Genomic DNA, 18786 nt, shown 5'->3' with positions numbered 1-18786 from the left:
TGGTCCCTTTTAATCGTTATCGGCTCCCTGCCCGGAAGCACGTTTCAGAAAATTCGCCAACAGCGCGTGGCCCTGTTCCGTAAGCACGGCCTCGGGATGGAACTGAACACCGTAAATCGGCAAGGTCGCATGGGCAAATGCCATGACTTCTCCGTCCGGGCCTGTTGCTGTCTCGATCAAAGTGCCATCATTTGGCAAATCAACGATTAACGAGTGATATCGCGTGACTTGCAAAGGATTGTTTAATCCAACAAACAAATCGTCCCCGCTATGCCGGATCGATGATGTCATCCCGTGGACCGGCCGTTTTGCGCGCTTGACCGTTCCACCGAATGCCTGGGCGATAGACTGATGCCCAAGGCAGACGCCAAGCATCGGAAACTCGGTTTTTAGCGCGTTGATCAGTTCCAGACTGTTTCCCGCCTCATCCGGTCCGCAGGGTCCCGGCGAAAAGACGATCGCCAACGGTTTAAGGGCACGAACGTCTGCCACCGTGATCTCATCATTTCGTACGACCTTGACCGCATGTCCGAGTTCCTCAAGATAGCGGGCAAGATTGAAAACGAACGAATCATAATTATCAATCAGCAGGATCATAGCAGATCCCCGGCACTTATTCCGAACAACTCAAACATCTTGGCGGCTTTAACAAGCGTTTCCTCGTATTCCGCTGCCGGGTCGCTGTCAGCAACGATCCCGCCGCCAACATTGAACGCCATTTTGCCGCCATTTACGCTAAGCGTTCTGATGGCAATGTTTGTGTCCATCGCCCCATCAAATCCGATATAGCCAATGGCACCGCAATACGCACCGCGCGTTGTTTTCTCGAGCTCGGTAATAATCTCCATCGCGCGAATTTTCGGTGCACCAGTGATCGACCCACCGGGGAAACATGCACGCAATGCATCAACAGCCGTTTTGCCTTCTCGCAGTTCGCCTGTCACGGTGGACACCAGATGATGCACATTGGCATAGCTTTCCAACGCGCAGATCACCGGTGTTTTCACACTGTGAGGATTACTCACTTTTGACAGGTCATTACGCAAAAGATCAACGATCATAACGTTTTCTGCGCGATCCTTTGGCGACAACATTAATTCCTGTGCCAGTTCGGCATCGCTTAGCGGTGTCTCGCCACGCGGTCTTGTGCCCTTGATCGGCTTGGTTTCGACCTGCCGGTTTCTGACCCTAAGGAACCGTTCTGGCGAATTTGACAGCACCGTAACATCCCCGAAATTCAGGAATGCGCCGAAGGGCGCGGAACTGATGTTACGCAAACGACGATAAAGGTCGAACCGCTTTGGGATGGCATCACTTGCGTATTCTGCGCGGAAGCTTTGCGACAGGTTGGCCTGAAAGATGTCACCGGCAAAGATGTAATCAATTACCCGCTGCACGGCGGCCTTGTAGCTGGCGCGATCAAAGTTTGACTGCCAGTTCGAAACGTTTGGTACATGCGGCACAGCGGGCGTATCAATCAGCGGCCGTGCAAGTCTTAGATACTTTCGGATCAACGCCATACGATCATTTGCACGCTGATCGCGCTTTGGACCTTCGGTCTCTGGAATGCCGGTGGAAATAAGCCACATCCGCCGGTCAATCTGGTCAAATGCGATCACCAGATCATAAATCCCGACGGCCATGTCCGGCATTGAAAGCCAGTCGTCGGGTGCTGTGGGCAACAACTCTGTCTGATGCACCAACTCATAGCCAAAATAGCCAACAGCACCGCCCTGAAACGGCGGCAGGTCTTGCGTCGCTTCAATCTGATAGCGCGCCAACAGATCGCCAAGGACGTCAAACGGGTTTCCCGGAACTTCAAAGCCATCCAGCACCGCCTGCCCGTTCTTCGCCGTCAATTTATGCAGCGGCGACACGACAATGTAGGAGAACCGGTCACGGTCACCTGAATCCAAAAAATGGCTATCGGCAAATGGCGCAAACGCGCCATAGGCATCAACGGGCTCGATATAGGGGCATTCTTCAATCAGCATTGGGCCGGCGCATTCTTATCGACTGGACGCGACGAAAATCGTCATTCCATGGGGGTTCTGTTCGCTCACAGGAACGGGCGACGCCAATCTAAGCGATTCTGCATGATCGGGTGAAGATTTTTGCGACATCACGACAGTTCAATTGAACCCAGAACAAAAAAGGCCAACCAAAGATGGCTGGCCTTTCTCGCAGATTGGTCCGAAACCCTACATCGCTGCAATACGCGCGAAAGCTTCGTTGAGCTTGGCAAGGGTATCACGTGCTTCTTCAAGCTTGGCTTTTTCGGCCGTGACGATGTGCTCAGGTGCGCGACTGACGAACTTCTCGTTCGAAAGCTTGCCTTCCTGGGCCTTGATGTATTTCGTCTTGTCCTGAATTTCCTTTTCAAGACGCGCTTTTTCAGCCGCAACATCAATGAAATCGGCAACCGAAACGAAGACCGTCACACCATCAACCACGGTCTGGATCGCACCTTTGGCAATCGCCTCGACATCGCCCTGTCCCTTAAAGGCAACATCTGCAACGCGCGCAAGGCGTTTGACCTGTGCTTCTTGTGCCGTGACAGCCGCCTTCATCGCGTCGGTGGCATCAACCAGATAGATCGGAACTTCGGCCGCCGGCGGCACATTCATTTCAGAACGGACACCACGGATGTCACCAATCAGGCGGATGGCCAGATCGACCTCGGCCTCGGCTTCACGATCAATCAGGGCTTCGTCAAACTGCGGATACCCTTCGGCAATCAGCATTTTGGCACGACTATCGGCGGTCTTTTCCCAAAGCTCTTCGGTGATGAACGGCATCACCGGATGCAAGATCAAAAGGATCTGATCAAGAACCCACGCGGTAACCGCGCGAATTTCCGCCTTGGCTTCCTCGTCATTGCCCATCAGAACCGGTTTCGCCAGTTCCAGATACCAGTCACAGAAAGAACCCCAAACAAACTGATAGGCACTGCTGGCGGCATCGTTGAACCGATAAGTCTCAATGCCGGTGCCAACTGCCTTGGCAGCTTCAACCGTTTTGCCAACGATCCAGCGACCAAGGGTCGATTTCACACCCGCCGGGTCAAAGCCATCAACCGGTTTGCATTCATTCATTTCGGCAAAGCGGGCCGCATTCCAAAGCTTGGTCGCGAAGTTGCGATAACCCTCAACACGGGACGCGGCAAGCTTGATGTCGCGGCCTTGTGCAGCCAATGCCGTCAGGGTAAAGCGCAGCGCATCACAGCCATATTCGTCAATGATCTCAAGCGGATCGATGACGTTGCCCTTTGATTTGGACATCTTTTGGCCGTGCTCATCACGCACCAGCGCATGAATGTAAACGTCACGGAACGGGACTTTGCCGTCCATGAAATACATGCTCATCATGATCATCCGGGCAACCCAGAAGAAGATGATGTCAAACCCGGTAACCAGAACATCGCCCGGATAATATTTGGCAAGTTCCGGGGTCTTTTCCGGCCAGCCCAGCGTCGAATACGGCCACAGACCAGATGAGAACCAAGTATCAAGAACGTCGGTTTCCTGGGTCAGTTCGACATCCTTGCCGTAATGCGCCTTGGCGGCGGCCATGGCTTCTTCCTCGGTTTCTTCAACGAAGAATTCGCCGTCGTCGCCAAACCATGCCGGAATACGGTGCCCCCACCAAAGCTGACGGGAAATGCACCATGGCTGGATGTTACGCATCCATTCGAAATAGGTATTTTCCCAGTTCTTCGGCACAAAACGAATGCGGCCATCTTCAACCGCTTCAGTGGCGGGCTTGGCAAGAACCTCGGCATTTACAAACCACTGATCGGTCAGATACGGCTCGATCACGACGTTCGAACGGTCACCGTATGGAACCATGTGAACGGTATCCTCGATCTTTTCAAGCAGACCGAGCTCGTCCATCTTTGCAACGATCAGTTTGCGGGCTTCAAAACGATCAAGGCCGCGGTATTCCTCGGGTGCTTCATCATTGATGCGCGCATAATCATCAAGGATATTGATCTTTTCCAGACCAGCGCGTTTGCCGACTTCAAAGTCATTGAAATCATGCGCCGGTGTGATCTTAACAGCCCCCGACCCTTTTTCCGGATCGGCATATTCGTCGGCGACGATCTTGATGCGGCGTCCAACAATCGGAAGAATGCAGTATTTCCCGATCAGGTCCTGATAGCGTTCGTCATCCGGATGGACGGCAACGCCGGTATCGCCCAGCATCGTCTCCGGACGAGTAGTTGCAACGGTGATGAACTCGCCGTCACGGCCCTCAATCGGATATTTGAAGTGCCAGTAATGGCCTTTGACTTCTTTCTGAACGACTTCAAGGTCGGAAATCGCGGTCAGAAGTTTCGGATCCCAGTTCACCAGACGTTTGTCACGGTAAATCAGGCCATCCTTGTGCAGTTTGACGAACACCTTGCGGACCGCAGCCGACAGGCCATCATCCATGGTGAACCGTTCACGCGGCCAATCGGGCGACGCGCCCAGACGGCGCAGCTGATTGGTGATGGTGCCACCGGATTTTTCTTTCCACTCCCAGACCTTCTCGACAAACTTTTCACGGCCAAGGTCATGGCGCGTGACATTTTGTTGGCCAAGCTGGCGTTCAACGACCATCTGGGTCGCGATGCCTGCATGGTCGGTACCCGGTTGCCAAAGGGTATCCTTGCCCTTCATCCGGTTATAGCGGACCAGGATGTCCTGAAGCGTAAATGTCAGTGCATGCCCCATGTGGAGGCTACCGGTCACGTTGGGCGGCGGCATCATGATGACATAGGGATCGGCACTGGATGCCGGATCAGCGGCAAATGCCCCTGCTTTTTCCCATTTATCGTAAAGTCTGCCTTCAACATCGGCCGGGTTGTAGGTCTTCTCCAACATGGTCTTTTGATCCGCTGCGGGTTTAATTGTTTATCCAAAGAAAAAGCGGCGCACCGTTGGCGCGCCGCTCGAATGTCAAAATCGGCTCGCCTACAGGTCTTCGGCGCGGTTCACAATCCGCTCGATTTCCTTTTTCACAAGGCGTTCGATCATATAGGGAAGGTTTTCGTCAAGCCATTCCTTAAGCAACGGACGCAGCATATCACGCACCAGATCCTCAAGGGTTGCGTGGCCCGCGTTGATGCCAAGGGCAACTGCGCGTTTCTTTGCAACAGCTTGCGCCAGTTCCGAGATAGTTCCGGTGGCCGTCGATTCCGTCAAATTCGAAATCAGCGGTTCGTCGTCTTCATCATCGTAAAGGGCTGGCATTGCCGGTTCGGGCTCTGGTTCCGGTTCCGGCTCGTCGAATTCTTCTTCCAGAGGCGTTTCATCGAAATCGAGCATATCGTCGAGTTCGAGTTCTTCCTCTTCTTCCGGCTCGTCAAGCTCCAGTTCCTCGGGTTCTTCCTCGAACTCAAGTTCCTCAGGCTCTTCGTCAAGCACAAGTTCGTCGATTTCTTCTTCAGGCTCGGGTTCTGGTTCCGGCTCGGGCTCAGGTTCTGGCTCCGGTTCCGGCGTCGGTTCGGGTTCAGGAGCAGCTTCCTGTTTTTCTTCATCCCCCTCATCGGCAAGAATCTTGCGGATGGACTGGAGGATATCCTCCATGGAAGGTTCTTGTTGCCCGTCACTCATAATTAAACTTCCGCACTAGTGTCATTTAACCAGACCGATCCGACCCAAGTTCGAAGGCAGGATGTCGCCACCCCGCCCCGACCATCAACCAATCAATCAGTTCCCCACCACTGGTCCTTGACCTTGTTATAGTTGGACTCAGTGTCATAAATTTCGACCGGCAGACCAAGGACCTGCGCATTAAGCGCCCCCATGGCAGCCTTAACCTGAAACTCGGCAACCGCAGCGTCACGGCGCGAACCCACAAGATCCACACGTGCCTGCAACAGTTCCTGTTCCTGATCAAGAACATCAAGAACGGTACGCGAACCAACCGATGCTTCACGCTGAACGCCATCAAGGGCGACTTCGGCCGATGATACCTGTGCCTGCTGCGATTCGATGCTTGCACGTGCAGTGACAAGCGTCTCCCAGGCACTGGTTGCGTTTTCGATTACTGAACGGCGCGCTTCATCAATCTGGATCCGGGCCTGACCGGCGGTCTGCTTTGCCGAACGCACGTTCGAAAAAACAGCACCCTGCTGGTACAGCGGTATCGAGACTGACGCGATAATGTCCGCCGTATCAGACGTGAAATCATCGTTTGACGCTTCATGCTGGCGCTCAACACCGGCAGCAAGGCTTACTTCCGGATAAAGCGAACCTTCGCTCAGACGAATGTCAGACTGAGCAGCTTCTTCGCTGTAAATTGCCTGCAAGACATCAGGGTGCTGACCCTGTGCAATCGTCAGAACATCGGAAATGCTTGTAGGAAGTCCCGAGAGCGCATTGGGAATTTCAAGATCGCTTGGCGGATTCCCGACAAGGCGCTCATATTGCGCCCGGGTATTGGCCAAGGCACCCTGCGCCGAGATCAAATTGGCCTTTGCACCTGCAAGGCGTGCTTCTGCCTGGGACACGTCCGTACGGGTCACCTCGCCAACATCAAAACGATCACGGGTTGCTTCAAGCTGACGCTCCAGAACGCGAACGTTGTTCTGATTAAGCTCAACAACCGCAGTATCACGCAAAACGTTGAAATACGCCGTTGCCACCTGCAGCATGACATCTTGCTCGGTCGAACGCAGCGACGCGCGGGCAGCCTTGATACGGGCCTCTGCACGTTCGGTTTCTGCCGTGGTACGGCCGCCACGATAAAGCGGCTGCGTAACGTTGAGGCCAACCGTATAGGGCGTCAGATTGTTATCTGTTTTCGTACCGTTGACTTCTGTTTCGGTATCACGAACGCCTGCGCTACCAGAAAGGCTTACACTCGGCCGCCAGTTTGACAATGCCGAGGAAATTTCTTCATCGGTCGAACGAAGTGCTGCACGACCGGCTTCGAGTGTCGGGTTGCTCTGGTACGCCTTGATAAGTGCGTCTTCCAGGCTTTCTGCAGAAGCGCCGCTCGCAACAATGCCGCCGGTCGCCAGAATACTGCAGGTCAGCAAGAACCGTTTGATCATTTATCTACCCTTGTAAAATCCTACACCAAGTCCCGACCCCGGCGCAGTTTCACGTATGGTAACGACGGAAGGAAAATTTTCCAAGAAAAGAGGCATTTGCATCAAAAAAAAGTAATTTGCCCCGTTTCTCCGTCATCGCCGTTTTCAATCGTAGCGGCTCATATCGCGCTCAACTTCAAGCGCCCATGCATCTATACCGCCGCGAACATTAAAAAGCTCTTTAAATCCATGATCCTCAAGCAACAGGCCCGCATGGCGACTGCGAACGCCATGATGACAAATGATCGCCAAAGGTATATCAGGCGCCAGTTCATCCAACCTTCCCGATAGTTGGGAAAGAGGAATATGGAGCGCCTGATCTATCGCGCAGATTTCAAGTTCCCAATCTTCGCGGACATCAAGCAAGGCAATCGGTACATTCGCATCAAGCCGTGACGCAAGTTCAGCACAACTGATGTCGAGCACCGTCAAACCTCAATCAGAATACAAAGCTTTCTGCCGGCTCAAATCCCGGAAGATACGGAATGTTCGCATCAAACAGATCGCGATGCCCGATGACACCGTTTTCGCGCTCGTAAAGCCGTGCAACGCCTACCTTGTCCGGTTCACGCACCACGGCGAGCAAACGACCACCTTCGGAAACCTGTTCAAGGATACCCGCCGGAACTTCTGCAACAGCACCATCGAAGACGATGACGTTATAAGGAGCCTGTTTGGCATACCCTGATGCCAGATCACCTTCGACAACAATGACATTGTCGTAGTTGAGCTTCTGGAAGGTCGCCTCGGCTGCAGCAGCCATATCCTTGTCGCTTTCGACAGACACCACGGTTTCTGCCACGCGCGAGATCAGCGCGCTGGAATAGCCGTACCCGGCACCAATCACCAGGGCAACATCCGTTTCAGCGATCTCGGCATTTTGCATAAGGCGCGCAATCACCATCGGCTCCATGGCAAAACGCCCGGCACCCACGGCGATATCCTCGTCGATATAGGCAACGCCGCGCTTGCCTTCCGGCAGGAACAGTTCGCGCGGAACCCCTTCCATCGCTGCAATGACCAGCGGATCGGTAACCTTGTTGGTCCGAACCTGATTTTCCACCATGTTATGGCGCGCGATTTGGTAATCCATGATTATCTGACCTGAAAATTCTCGCGAGAAACAGACCACAGTCCTCTTGTTGTCCCCAAAGACGGCTGCGGCAATTGCCCTGTTTATAGTCAGCACTTAAGCACCTGACAACCATGGATCAAGCGCAAACCCCTCTTTGGTCGTGGATTTTCTGTTCTTTTGGCCTGCACGCGATGACGTCGCAAAGCAATTTCACCCGGTTTGCAGCAGATCAATGACAATATTCCGCAAACGAAGCATTGAAAATGTCTTTGAGCACAATAATGCATCTCTAAACAAGAATGCTATACCTATGTATATTTTCATATTCTAACTGTAAGCATTGCTTGCAAAAATACCTTTCGATAGCAGCGCGCAGCGTGACGTGACACGCTCCAATCTAGGGGAACTTCTAACATGCGTGATAATGGTCCTGTTACCAATCGCGAAATTCAAATGAAAGACGAGGATATCCTCGTCTCGAAGACAGATACCGGGGGACGTATCCAGTTTTCGAACCAGGCCTTCGTTGATATCAGTGGTTTTAGTGAAGAAGAGCTTTCTGGCTCCGCCCATAACATTGTCCGTCACTCGGACATGCCAAAGGAAGCCTTCGCAAACTTGTGGGAGACCATCAAGGCGGGGTTGCCATGGCAGGGACTTGTTAAAAACCGCACAAAGAATGGTGATCACTATTGGGTGCGTGCCAATGTCACCCCGACCATCGAAAACGGCGAAGTGAACGGATTTATTTCTATCCGCACAAAACCGACCGAGGCCGAAAAGAACACCGCAGAACGAGTCTATTATGACATTCGCAGCGGTGCGGCAAAAAACGTCGGGCTGGAATATGGTGACATCATCGATACCAGCCCGATGGCGAAATTTAAAAACTTCCTTGCCAGCATCAAGGGTAGCCTCACCCTAGCCTTTGGGACGATGTTTGTTTTGATGTTGGTGATTGGTGGTTATGCTCTTTATGGCGAGCTCCAGATAGAGCGACGACTTGAGAGCGTTTATGAAAACCGTGTCAAACCGCTAAACCTTCTGAAACAGGTTTCCGATGACTATGCTGTCTTTGTCGTGGATGCATCGCACAAGGTCCGCAATGGCAATTTTACATGGCAGGAAGGCATTGAAAGCGTCGATCTTGCGGAAAAGCGCATCAAGGACAACCTTGATATCTATTTCGGGCGCCGCATTGACCCGGAAGAAGCCGATATCGTCCGACAGGTCCAGAATCTTATCCCGCCGGCAGACGAACTGATCAGTCGCCTGCGCGGCATTTTTGTCGCCAAAGATACCGCGGCCCTCGATGCCTTGGTCAAGGATGAGTTGTATCAGACGATTGATCCCCTGACCGAACAGATCGGCAACCTTTCCATTGCTCAGAACAATATCGTTGGCACACTGGTCGAAGACGCACGTACTAACTTCTTTGTCACTGTCGCAATTGTTAGCGCCCTACTCCTGTTGGCTGGCATTCTGACAGTTATTTATGGCGCATGGTTGATCCGTAAATTCCGCAAGCCGCTTGCGGTCATGGAAGGCCATTTCGAAGCCATTTCCAGAAACGACTCCTCCTACCTGATCCCGCTTCCTGAAATGCCGGACTTCAAGTCCCTGACTCAGCAGATTCGCGCCCTCCATGCGAAACTGGCCTATAACCGTCTGGAGCGTGACGAAAACGAAGCTAAAGCCAACACCCAGCGTATCGGCGCCTTGCGCGGATTGGCCGAAACGGTCGAGAAAGAACTGCAAAAGGTTGTTCAGTCGATCATTGACCAAACGCAGCGCCTGAATGAAGCGGCTGGTGACATGGCCGGTTCGTCCGAACGCGTGTCGGAAAACTCTGAAAGTGTTGCGGCTGCCGCCCACGAAGCCTTGGCAAACGCCGAAACCGTTTCTGGTGCGTCCGAAGAACTGGCCGCATCGATCCGCGAAATCAGCCGCCAGATCGAGGAAGCCACGTCCCTTACCGCTGAAGCCAATCAGGCCGGACAGAGTGCCGAACAAACTGTGACGTCGCTTAAAGACAGCGTTGATCGCATTGGTGAAGTCGCAGAACTTATTGGCGACATCGCTGCCCAGACCAACCTTCTGGCCCTGAACGCCACCATCGAGGCGGCCCGTGCCGGTGATGCGGGCAAAGGTTTTGCCGTGGTTGCGCAGGAAGTCAAAAATCTGGCCAACCAGACAGCAAAATCGACCGAGGAAATCACCCGTCAACTTGGTGAAATCCAGAATGTTACAGGATCGGTGGTGTCCGCTGTTCAGCAAATGACAGCAAGCATCCGCAAGGTTGACGAGGTTGCATCAAACGTCGCGGTCAATGTCCGTCAACAGGATGACGCGACACAGGAAATTGCCCGTAACGTTGTCCAGACGGCGGAAGCATCGAACGAAGTGACCGAAAAGATCGGTCATGTTGCCTCCGAAGCGCAAGACAACCTCACCCGCGCGGCCGACATGAACAAGATCGCCGAAGAAGTCGATGCAAGCATTGCTGAACTCCGCACCAGTCTTGTTCGAATCGTTCGCACGGCCACTCCGGAGGTGAACCGCCGCAAAGACCCACGTTTTGATGCACAGTTTGCAGTGACGGTAAAAGTTGGCGGAAAATCGATCCGTGGTCAAACCATCGACATTTCAGCCGGTGGCACCAAAGTGTCGCTCAGCGAGCCAGTGACCAAGGGTGCCAAAGGCGAAGTCACCATTGAAGGGCCAAACACCACCATTCCGTTTGAGGTTGAAAACAGTCTCGGTACCATCGCAAACCTCGATTTTGCACCGAGCAAGGTCCGCGAGGAACGATTGAAACCGTGGCTTGAAAACCGCTTTGGCAAAGCCAAAGGTTAGCCCTGAGACCAACTGTGGGATGACATTCCCAAATGCTTTTACGACCACCCGGGAAGTTTTCCCGGGTGGTTTGTTCTTTTTCTTAGCGCTAATCCCCAAGCCTTCAGAAAAATGTAAAATTGGGTGCTTGACGGGGTGCGTTTGTTGAGGCTATACACCGCTCCAGCCAACGCGAAGGCGCGATGGCGGAGTGGTTACGCAGAGGACTGCAAATCCTTGCACGCCGGTTCGATTCCGGCTCGCGCCTCCACTGATCCGGCATAGCTCAGTTGGTAGAGCAAATGACTGTTAATCATTGGGTCGCAGGTTCGAGTCCTGCTGCCGGAGCCATAAACCCCTGGAACTCAGTTCCGGGGGTTTTTGCTTTCAGGGCCTATATCAATCCGCAACTATTCCAAGTGTGATTTGCTCCTTCCCGACCACAGAACACGATGCGCTTCACGCGATCCAACTCAACCAGTTGGGAAATGGTTTCCATCATTATCGCGCCTGCCGATAACCTGTCGCGACCCTGTTGAAAAAAGACGCAATTTTGGCCGGATTTTCTCAAAAAAGGTCTTGCGGGCTTCGGGCTGTTTGATTATACACCTGCCACGCGCATCGAAAGACGCGCGGCACCTGATCCGGCATAGCTCAGTTGGTAGAGCAAATGACTGTTAATCATTGGGTCGCAGGTTCGAGTCCTGCTGCCGGAGCCAATTAAAAAGGGACCGAACGTAATGTTCGGTCCCTTTTGCTTTTGAACGTCAAAACACGGATGTTTACCCCATGAAAACCATCAAAATCGACCTTCGCGAAGTTGAACTCGCCACCCTGTCCGGACCGACCCGCGGATGGTTGATTACGGGCGAAGGCGGGGTCATTCATGGCTTGGTACACCCGATTGACGGGGATCTGTTCACGATCTCGTCGACGACCGATGCCCGGATACAGGCGTTTGGCTGGTGCCCGATGTTCGACAGCCTGGCCCATGTCCAAGCCGACCTTGAAATCGCGCTCGCCATGAGCTCACAGGATGAAGTGGAAGCCTGGCTTGAAGAGTCCGAACGATTTGACGACGGGCATCATGGTCACGTGCTTTAATCATGACGCCAGATCTCCGCACTTCACGCTTCCCGTAGTCTGCTGCATCGCACTGCCATAAAAACTTCGTGTTGGCAGCGCTTTATTGATGCACAGCAAATCAATATAATTGGCATCGCTCTAAAATATCGCACTGCATCATGATGGTGTGCTGAAAAAACAGCGCATGCATCACCATATAGGGCGAGTTGGCCAAAATCTGGCCTGCCCACACAGGACAAGGCGCAAACTGGCGATGAGTACAATCAACCTCGATCATCTGTTTAAACCGAAATCGGTCGCCGTGATTGGCGCTTCCAATCGGCCGCACTCCGTTGGCAGCGTGATTATGAAGAACCTGCTTGCGGGTGGATTTGACGGGCCGATCATGCCGGTGAACCCACGCAGTCAGTCAATCGGTGGTGTTCTGGCCTACCCCGACGTCAATAGCCTGCCGGTAGTGCCAGAGCTTGCCGTGATCTGTGTTCCGCCCAAAGGTGTCGTTCCGGTTATGGAATGCCTGGCGGAAAAAGGCTGCCTTGCGGCGATTGTCCTGACCGCGGGCCTGAGTGCGGAACAATATGATGACAACCGCACAGTCAAACAGGCGATGCTTGATATCGCGGCCTCCAAGAAAATGCGTCTGCTGGGTCCGAACTGTCTTGGCCTGATGGTGCCGGGCATCGGCCTGAATGCCAGTTTCAGCCATCAAAGCATTGGCAATGGCAAGATAGCCTTTGTTTCGCAATCAGGTGCCCTGTGTACCGCCGTTCTTGACTGGGCTGCTGCACGTGGAATCGGCTTTTCCCACTTTATTTCGCTGGGTGAATGTGATGACGTCGATTTTGGCGATGTCATCGACTATCTGGGTTCTGATCCCGATACCCGGGCGATCATGCTTTATATTGAGTCCATTCACGAACGCCGAAGCTTTATCTCTGCTGCCCGTGCCGCATCGCGTAACAAACCGATCCTGTGCATCAAGTCCGGTCGCTTTGCCGAGGGTGCAGCTGCGGCCGCATCCCACACCGGGGCGCTTGCCGGTGCCGATGACGTTTTCGATGCTGCCATCAAACGTGCCGGTGTTTTGCGCGTGTACACGGTCAGTGAAATGTTCTCTGCTGCTGAAACGCTGTCGCGCATGCGCCCGTTCCGCGGTGACAAGCTTGGCATCGTGACAAACGGTGGCGGGATCGGGGTGCTTGCGGTTGACGCCCTGATCGAAAGACATGGCCAGTTGGCCCACCTTGACGACGAAACCATTGCAGCCCTCGATGAAGTCCTGCCGCCGACCTGGTCGCACGCAAACCCGGTTGACATCATCGGCGATGCACCGGGTGAACGTTATGCCAAGACCATTGACGTTGTCCTGAAGGACAAGAATATCGACAGCTTGCTGGTCATGCATGCCCCGACGGCCATCACCGACCCTGTCGAAGTCGCACAGGGTGTGATCGACACGATCAAGAACAGCAAGAAAAACATTCTGACCAACTGGGTTGGCGAAGCCACCGTGGCCGAGGCGCGTAACATGTTCTATGCGGCTGGTATTCCGACCTACCGTACGCCGGAAAATGCTGTCGCCGCCTTCCAGCACATGGTCAATTTCCGCAAGCTGCAAGAACTTTTGATGGAAACACCGCCTTCGGTGCCGCACGATTACACACCGGATGTCGACAAGGCACGCAGCATCATTCATGCCGCCATTCACGCCGGACGTCACATGCTGACCGAACCGGAAGCAAAGTCGGTTCTGGAATGCTTTGGCATCAATACGGTCAAAACCTATGCCGCCCTTGATGTTGACGACGCGGTTAGTAAGGCAGAGAAGATCGGCCGCCCGGTCGCACTCAAGATCCTGTCGGATGACATCAGCCACAAGTCCGATGTCGGCGGCGTGATCCTGAACCTTGAAAACGGTGAGGAAGTCCGTGCCGCTGCCGAAAAAATGCAGCGCGTTATTGGCAAGAAATTCCCGGAAGCCCGCCTGCGCGGTTTCACCGTTCAGGAGATGGTCAAACGTGACGGTGCGCGTGAATTGATTGTTGGCATGACCACCGACCCGATCTTTGGACCGGTGATCCTGTTCGGGCATGGCGGTGTCGAAGTCGAAGTGGTCCGGGACCGTGCGATGGCCTTGCCGCCGCTCAACATGAAGCTTGCCCGTGAACTGGTTGAAGGCACACGCATTCATAAACTTCTGAAGGGTTACCGTGATGTCCCGGCGGTTAACCTCGAAGAACTTTACATGACCTTAGTAAGGCTTTCGCAGCTGGTTGTGCAGTTGGGCGAAGTTGTCGAACTTGATATGAACCCGCTTCTGGCCGACCGTGAAGGTGTGATTGCGCTTGATGCCCGTATCAAGGTAACCCCGAAGGTTGTAAGCGACGAACAGCGCCTGGCCATTCATCCCTACCCGCGCCATTTGAAGGAAAAGGTGGTGATGGATGATGGGACGACCTATTTGCTACGTCCGATCAAGCCCGAAGATGAACCGGCCCACTACGAATTTATGTCGCGTCTAACCCCGGAAGATATTCACTTTCGGTTCTTTGGATCGGTCCGTGAATTGCCGCATTCGGAAATGGCCCGTCAGACGCAGCTTGATTACGATCGCGACATGGCCTTCCTTGCCATCCTGCCAAACGGTGACCAGGAAGGCGAAATTCACGGTATCGTTCAGGTCGTGATTGATCCGAACAACGAGAAAGCCGAATACGCGATTATGGTACGTTCCGATATCAAGGGGCGCGGGCTTGGCCGCATTCTGATGGAAAAGATGATCGAATTCTGCCGTCGCAAGGGAACAGAAACCTTCATCGGTCAGGTTTTGCCAAATAACCGTCGGATGTTGACCCTTTGCGAAAGCCTTGGCTTCAGCCGCAAATTCATCCCGGATGAAGAGGTGTTTGAAGTCACGCTGCCCTTGCAGCGTGCCCCGGAATAAGCCGCACCACCATCACTAAAGAACAAAAGCCCGGTAAAACACCGGGCTTTTTCGTTTCAGGCAGAAGCGTCAATAATTTCAGGCGGTTTCTGCGACAAGCTTGGCCTTGATATCGGCAACGGCCTTATCCGGGTCAATACCCTTTTCACGAAGCGAATCAATTGCTTCATTCTCAATCGTGCGAAGTTCCTGCAAGGTCGTCTGCACGTCTTCAAGCTGCTGTTCAAGCTCTTCGATCCGGCGACGTCCGACCAGCATCAGATGCGCAAGCTGTTCTGTCCGGCTGCGGTCTGCGTCATAGAGATCGATATATTCCTTGATATCCTCAAGCGAGAAACCAAGACGCTTGCCACGCAGCACCAGCATCAGCCGCGCCCGGTCACGGTAATTATAGACGCGCGTCGCACCGGCACGCTGTGGTGCAAGCAGGTCTTTGGTTTCGTAAAACCGGATCGCACGTGGCGTGATGTCGAATTCTTCGGCCAGCTCGGTAATGCTATAAAGCTTATCGTTCATGTTTTTTCTTGTTTGTTGAATGCGGTGCGTCACCATCGCAACATTCCGACAGCCCAGTCAACTGATTTACGCATACGTAAGCCCATAACACCGGGTGCCGGGCGTTACGATGACGTCCTTTCAATCATTGTAAACAGGCAAACCTCGAACGTAATTCAGATCGACGGGAACATAGTCCGGTCCCTCAAAGACTTCCCCATCTGTCAATGCACCTGGCCAGAATGCACGGTGAGACAACCATGTCCCACCATCTGGCATCGGGATGCTCAGTGTGTCGCAATACCCTTCGCGATGTTGCGCACGAAGATCAAACCGCCCGGACAGCCCATCTTCGAACAACGGGCTATCGGAAACGCGCGGATCACGCAAAACACCATCATAGGGCGCAAACACCACCGGATATGTCGGATGGTTGGCAAGATCGCCTTCAAACGAAACAGGCAATGGACCATCCGCCGACAGAGAAAGCTTGTCGGTCGGGCCAAAGAATGTCTGATCCAGTGGCATCAGGTCTTCAGGGAGTTTTGCCGGATCAGCATGTTCAATCGCATTGCGGGCATTGATCAGACCGCGCGTCGTGCCCTTCTTGATGTATTTCTGGCGCAGGAAAAAACTGTTGTGCAGGCAGGCGGAAATATAATCCGGCTGGGCCACTGAACCGCCCTTGCCCAGTTTGAACACAGCGCCGCCGTTATTTTCGTCCCCTTCTGGGCCCGGTCGGCTGTCAAACCAGCAGATATTGCCAAAATAATACCAGAACCCGCCACGAACACCGTCCTGCGAAAACAGCTTATGGCAATTATAAAACCGGTTGCGGCCGATCCACCAGCCGAGGGCGGTTGCTTCGGGCTCTATCGGGTTATCGCGGATATATCTGAACCGGTTGTCAAAGATCCTGACATCGCGGTTAAAGCTGCCCACGGGGGCATCCAGATTATGCTGGGACACATCCATCCGAACGCCGTTATAACAATCGCAGATATCATTTCGGATGATTTCGACATCCCCGATAATATCATCAGATCCAAAGAACGCCCCGTTGAGGTAGCGATATTCGACCTCGATCACATTACCGTCTTCGTCCTTTCCGTCGTGAATTTCATCCCAGCGAATCTGACGCCAGATATCGGGATTCTGGACCCAACGGCAATCAGTGATCGAGATGCCGCGGGTTTGCTCGCCGTTGGCGTAAAAGGCATAGGTGCCCTCACTGATATCAAGGTCGCGAAACGCCAGATGTTGACTGTTTTCGATATAAACAGCACTTGGCCAAGCCCGCTTGATGGTAAAAAGCTCAAGCCGGATATGGGCGACATCAATCAACTGGAAAACGGCATAACCATCCCGTCCCGGATTGCTTGCCGAAACCGAAGGATCAGGAAGCTTTGCCGCGTCGATTATCGCATCGGGTTCGCCGCGCACAATGATCGGTTGATCAGCCGTCCCACTGCACGGGAAACGCAAGGGTTCATCAAAGCAATAATCCCCCGCAATCATCCGGATCATTTGTCCGGGCCGGCTATGCACAATCGCCTGATCAAGGGTTGATGTCGGGCGGATTTTGGCATCAATCCAGTGTTCTTGCCCGTCTGCTGATACATACACAACTTCCATAACCCGCCCTCCCTGTTTGGATTGCAAAACCATAACGCAAAACAACCTGAGGCCAAGTCTGTTGTTTCAGGCGCGCTTTGGAGTCACCCGAATTCATATCCTCATACTTTTTGAAATGTCACCACGCGCCCGGCAAAACGCAAAAGTGAGTTCTCCTCACATTCCGGTGTTAGCGCGAGTTACCTAGACGCGATCACCGCTTTCCATCGGCCATTTTGTATGATGGCTATCGATCACAAAGCGATGTTTATGGGTTACAGGCGGGTGGAAGTGCCGATGGCGATGCTTGTCTGTTTCGGCCGCATGCTCGTGAACATGGACGTGATGCGGGTCGTTATGGTCGTGCGGATGTTCGTGCCAAAACCCCGGATGACTGTGTTTGATTTCAAGCCTGTCTTCCTTCGGCCAGAGCATCACAGCAACAATTACCGAACCGATTGCCATGCCGCCTGATGCCAGAAAAGCAACTGACAGGTCCGCCAAACTTCCAAGCCAGCCAACGATGCCATAAGCAAACAGCCAACCGCCATGCGATAACGCGAAGTTGGCCGCAAAGAACGCAGAACGATCCCCGTCCCCGGCGGAACGTTGCACAAGCCGTCCGCCGGGGGTCTGGGCAAATGTTGTACCTGCCCCGGCAATCAGCCACAGAATTGCAAACGCGAAGACAGACGCCAAATCTGAGATCATCAAGACACCGCCAAGCAACATCGCGACCGCCGCTGCGACAATACCCGCCAACATCAGATGGCGTTCACCAACACGTTCGATCAACCGCGGGATCAGGAATGCCGCACACATTGACCCGGCGCCGGCACAGGCCAGAAAACTTGTCGTCAGCAACTCTGTCCCACCAAGGATGCCGCGGGTCAGAACCACGGTATTGACGATGATCATTGCCCCAACCGATGACACGGCGAAATATACAGCCAGAAGCCCGCGCAAACGCGGTGTCTTGAGATAAGCCACAATGCCAAACACCGTATTGGCATAAATGCCGCCAGTCCGATCCGTTGGTGCGGCCTGCGGGATCTGCGCGGTCATGATCAGCAGAGCCGAGATTGCAAATGTCAGGCTATTGGCCAAAAACAGACTGTCAAACGACCAGACAACCAAAAGGGCCGCGGCCAAGGCCGGGCTGGCAAGATTTTCAAGGTCATAGGCCAGCCGCGCGTAAGAAAGCCCCTTGGTATATGCCTTTTCATCCGGGAGAATTTCCGGGATGATCGCCTGAAACACGGGGGTAAAGGCGGCTGAGGCCGCGTTTACGACAAACACCAGGACAAAAATCTGCCAGACCTGATCAACAAAGGGCAGACACAGCACAATCCCCGCGCGCAGTACATCCAACCCGACCAGCCACATCCGACGCGGCAACAGATGGGCCATACCCCCAGCCACCGGCGCGATCACGAGATAGGCCACCATTTTCAAAACGAGGATGGAACCGAGCACCCGACCAGCGTCATCCCCGGCAAGGTCATAAGCCAACAACGATAGCGCCACCGTCGTCAGCCCGGTCCCGATCAGGGACGTAATCTGGGCGGAAAACAGATGGCGAAAGGCAGGTTGGGAAAACGGGGATAGGTTTGATGTCATCACCGCCCTTTCATGCTCGTCCAAGGCACATGG

General features: G+C 53.7%; 13 protein-coding genes and 3 tRNA genes. 6 read left to right on the top strand and 10 right to left on the bottom strand.

The genetic code is table 11. From position 1 onward, the window contains the following. Positions 1-9: 9 nt before the first annotated feature. From FHI25_RS10645 to FHI25_RS10615, 7 genes are all read right to left on the bottom strand, one after another. Complete coding sequence (locus FHI25_RS10645; protein WP_210517656.1) at positions 10-597, bottom strand: aminodeoxychorismate/anthranilate synthase component II; 588 nt, start codon at positions 595-597, stop codon at positions 10-12. After that, positions 594-1994, bottom strand: a complete 1401-nt coding sequence (gene pabB / locus FHI25_RS10640) for an aminodeoxychorismate synthase component I (RefSeq protein ID WP_210517653.1) — start codon at positions 1992-1994, stop codon at positions 594-596. Before pabB ends, FHI25_RS10645 begins: the two co-directional genes overlap by 4 nt. 207 nt (positions 1995-2201) lie before the next feature. Continuing rightward, positions 2202-4868: a valine--tRNA ligase gene (locus tag FHI25_RS10635; protein WP_210517650.1), complete on the bottom strand. Its 2667-nt coding sequence runs from the start codon at positions 4866-4868 to the stop codon at positions 2202-2204. A 90-nt stretch (positions 4869-4958) separates the two neighbouring features. After that, entirely contained in the window at positions 4959-5573 is a 615-nt protein-coding gene (locus tag FHI25_RS10630) for a DUF2497 domain-containing protein (RefSeq protein ID WP_063089660.1), read from the bottom strand. Positions 5574-5692: 119 nt separating this feature from the next. Then, the gene (locus FHI25_RS10625) at positions 5693-7045 is read right to left on the bottom strand and encodes a TolC family outer membrane protein (RefSeq protein ID WP_210517636.1); all 1353 of its coding nucleotides are present in this window, start codon (positions 7043-7045) and stop codon (positions 5693-5695) included. A gap of 144 nt (positions 7046-7189) precedes the next feature. Continuing rightward, on the bottom strand, positions 7190-7510 hold the full coding sequence (locus FHI25_RS10620; protein WP_349238003.1) for a rhodanese-like domain-containing protein: 321 nt from the start codon (positions 7508-7510) through the stop codon (positions 7190-7192). A 13-nt stretch (positions 7511-7523) separates the two neighbouring features. Next, on the bottom strand, positions 7524-8177 hold the full coding sequence (locus FHI25_RS10615; protein WP_210517632.1) for a protein-L-isoaspartate O-methyltransferase: 654 nt from the start codon (positions 8175-8177) through the stop codon (positions 7524-7526). Between the two features lie 396 nt (positions 8178-8573). On the opposite strand from FHI25_RS10615, the gene FHI25_RS10610 reads away from it, so the two are divergent. From FHI25_RS10610 to FHI25_RS10585, 6 genes are all read left to right on the top strand, one after another. Beyond that, positions 8574-11015 (top strand): methyl-accepting chemotaxis protein, encoded by a 2442-nt coding sequence (locus tag FHI25_RS10610; RefSeq protein ID WP_064789271.1) that lies wholly within the window; start codon positions 8574-8576, stop codon positions 11013-11015. Between the two features lie 176 nt (positions 11016-11191). Next, positions 11192-11265, top strand: a tRNA-Cys gene (locus FHI25_RS10605). A 4-nt stretch (positions 11266-11269) separates the two neighbouring features. Next, a tRNA-Asn gene (locus FHI25_RS10600) sits at positions 11270-11345 on the top strand. A 292-nt stretch (positions 11346-11637) separates the two neighbouring features. Beyond that, positions 11638-11713: transfer RNA gene (locus FHI25_RS10595), tRNA-Asn, on the top strand. A 70-nt stretch (positions 11714-11783) separates the two neighbouring features. After that, the gene (locus FHI25_RS10590) at positions 11784-12098 is read left to right on the top strand and encodes a hypothetical protein (protein ID WP_210517629.1); all 315 of its coding nucleotides are present in this window, start codon (positions 11784-11786) and stop codon (positions 12096-12098) included. A gap of 235 nt (positions 12099-12333) precedes the next feature. Beyond that, a complete protein-coding gene (locus FHI25_RS10585; RefSeq protein WP_210517627.1) occupies positions 12334-15024 on the top strand; it encodes a bifunctional acetate--CoA ligase family protein/GNAT family N-acetyltransferase in 2691 nt (896 codons plus the stop codon). A 78-nt stretch (positions 15025-15102) separates the two neighbouring features. On the opposite strand, the gene FHI25_RS10580 is transcribed toward FHI25_RS10585, so the two are convergent. The 3 genes from FHI25_RS10580 to FHI25_RS10570 form a co-directional block, all read right to left on the bottom strand. After that, the gene (locus FHI25_RS10580) at positions 15103-15540 is read right to left on the bottom strand and encodes a MerR family DNA-binding transcriptional regulator (protein WP_210517624.1); all 438 of its coding nucleotides are present in this window, start codon (positions 15538-15540) and stop codon (positions 15103-15105) included. A gap of 120 nt (positions 15541-15660) precedes the next feature. Then, complete coding sequence (locus FHI25_RS10575; protein ID WP_210517621.1) at positions 15661-17154, bottom strand: hypothetical protein; 1494 nt, start codon at positions 17152-17154, stop codon at positions 15661-15663. Between the two features lie 183 nt (positions 17155-17337). Continuing rightward, complete coding sequence (locus FHI25_RS10570; RefSeq protein WP_210517619.1) at positions 17338-18753, bottom strand: MFS transporter; 1416 nt, start codon at positions 18751-18753, stop codon at positions 17338-17340. Positions 18754-18786: the final 33 nt, after the last annotated feature.

Origin of the sequence: Thalassospira sp. ER-Se-21-Dark (assembly GCF_017922435.1) — a bacterium.
In the GTDB taxonomy this organism is placed as follows: domain Bacteria; phylum Pseudomonadota; class Alphaproteobacteria; order Rhodospirillales; family Thalassospiraceae; genus Thalassospira.
The sequence above is the reverse complement of the archived record's forward strand: the minus strand, read 5'-3'. Positions and strand labels throughout refer to the sequence as shown.

What these genes read in the sequence shown, in the direction of transcription:
- FHI25_RS10615 (WP_210517632.1), bottom strand. Translation starts at nt 8,177, where the DNA reads ATGGATTACCAAATCGCGCGCCATAACATGGTGGAAAATCAGGTTCGG.
- pabB (WP_210517653.1), bottom strand. Translation starts at nt 1,994, where the DNA reads ATGCTGATTGAAGAATGCCCCTATATCGAGCCCGTTGATGCCTATGGC.
- FHI25_RS10630 (WP_063089660.1), bottom strand. Translation starts at nt 5,573, where the DNA reads ATGGAGGATATCCTCCAGTCCATCCGCAAGATTCTTGCCGATGAGGGG.
- FHI25_RS10635 (WP_210517650.1), bottom strand. Translation starts at nt 4,868, where the DNA reads ATGTTGGAGAAGACCTACAACCCGGCCGATGTTGAAGGCAGACTTTAC.
- FHI25_RS10610 (WP_064789271.1), top strand. Translation starts at nt 8,574, where the DNA reads ATGCGTGATAATGGTCCTGTTACCAATCGCGAAATTCAAATGAAAGAC.
- FHI25_RS10580 (WP_210517624.1), bottom strand. Translation starts at nt 15,540, where the DNA reads ATGAACGATAAGCTTTATAGCATTACCGAGCTGGCCGAAGAATTCGAC.
- FHI25_RS10645 (WP_210517656.1), bottom strand. Translation starts at nt 597, where the DNA reads ATGATCCTGCTGATTGATAATTATGATTCGTTCGTTTTCAATCTTGCC.
- FHI25_RS10570 (WP_210517619.1), bottom strand. Translation starts at nt 18,753, where the DNA reads ATGACATCAAACCTATCCCCGTTTTCCCAACCTGCCTTTCGCCATCTG.
- FHI25_RS10575 (WP_210517621.1), bottom strand. Translation starts at nt 17,154, where the DNA reads ATGGAAGTTGTGTATGTATCAGCAGACGGGCAAGAACACTGGATTGAT.
- FHI25_RS10585 (WP_210517627.1), top strand. Translation starts at nt 12,334, where the DNA reads ATGAGTACAATCAACCTCGATCATCTGTTTAAACCGAAATCGGTCGCC.
- FHI25_RS10625 (WP_210517636.1), bottom strand. Translation starts at nt 7,045, where the DNA reads ATGATCAAACGGTTCTTGCTGACCTGCAGTATTCTGGCGACCGGCGGC.
- FHI25_RS10590 (WP_210517629.1), top strand. Translation starts at nt 11,784, where the DNA reads ATGAAAACCATCAAAATCGACCTTCGCGAAGTTGAACTCGCCACCCTG.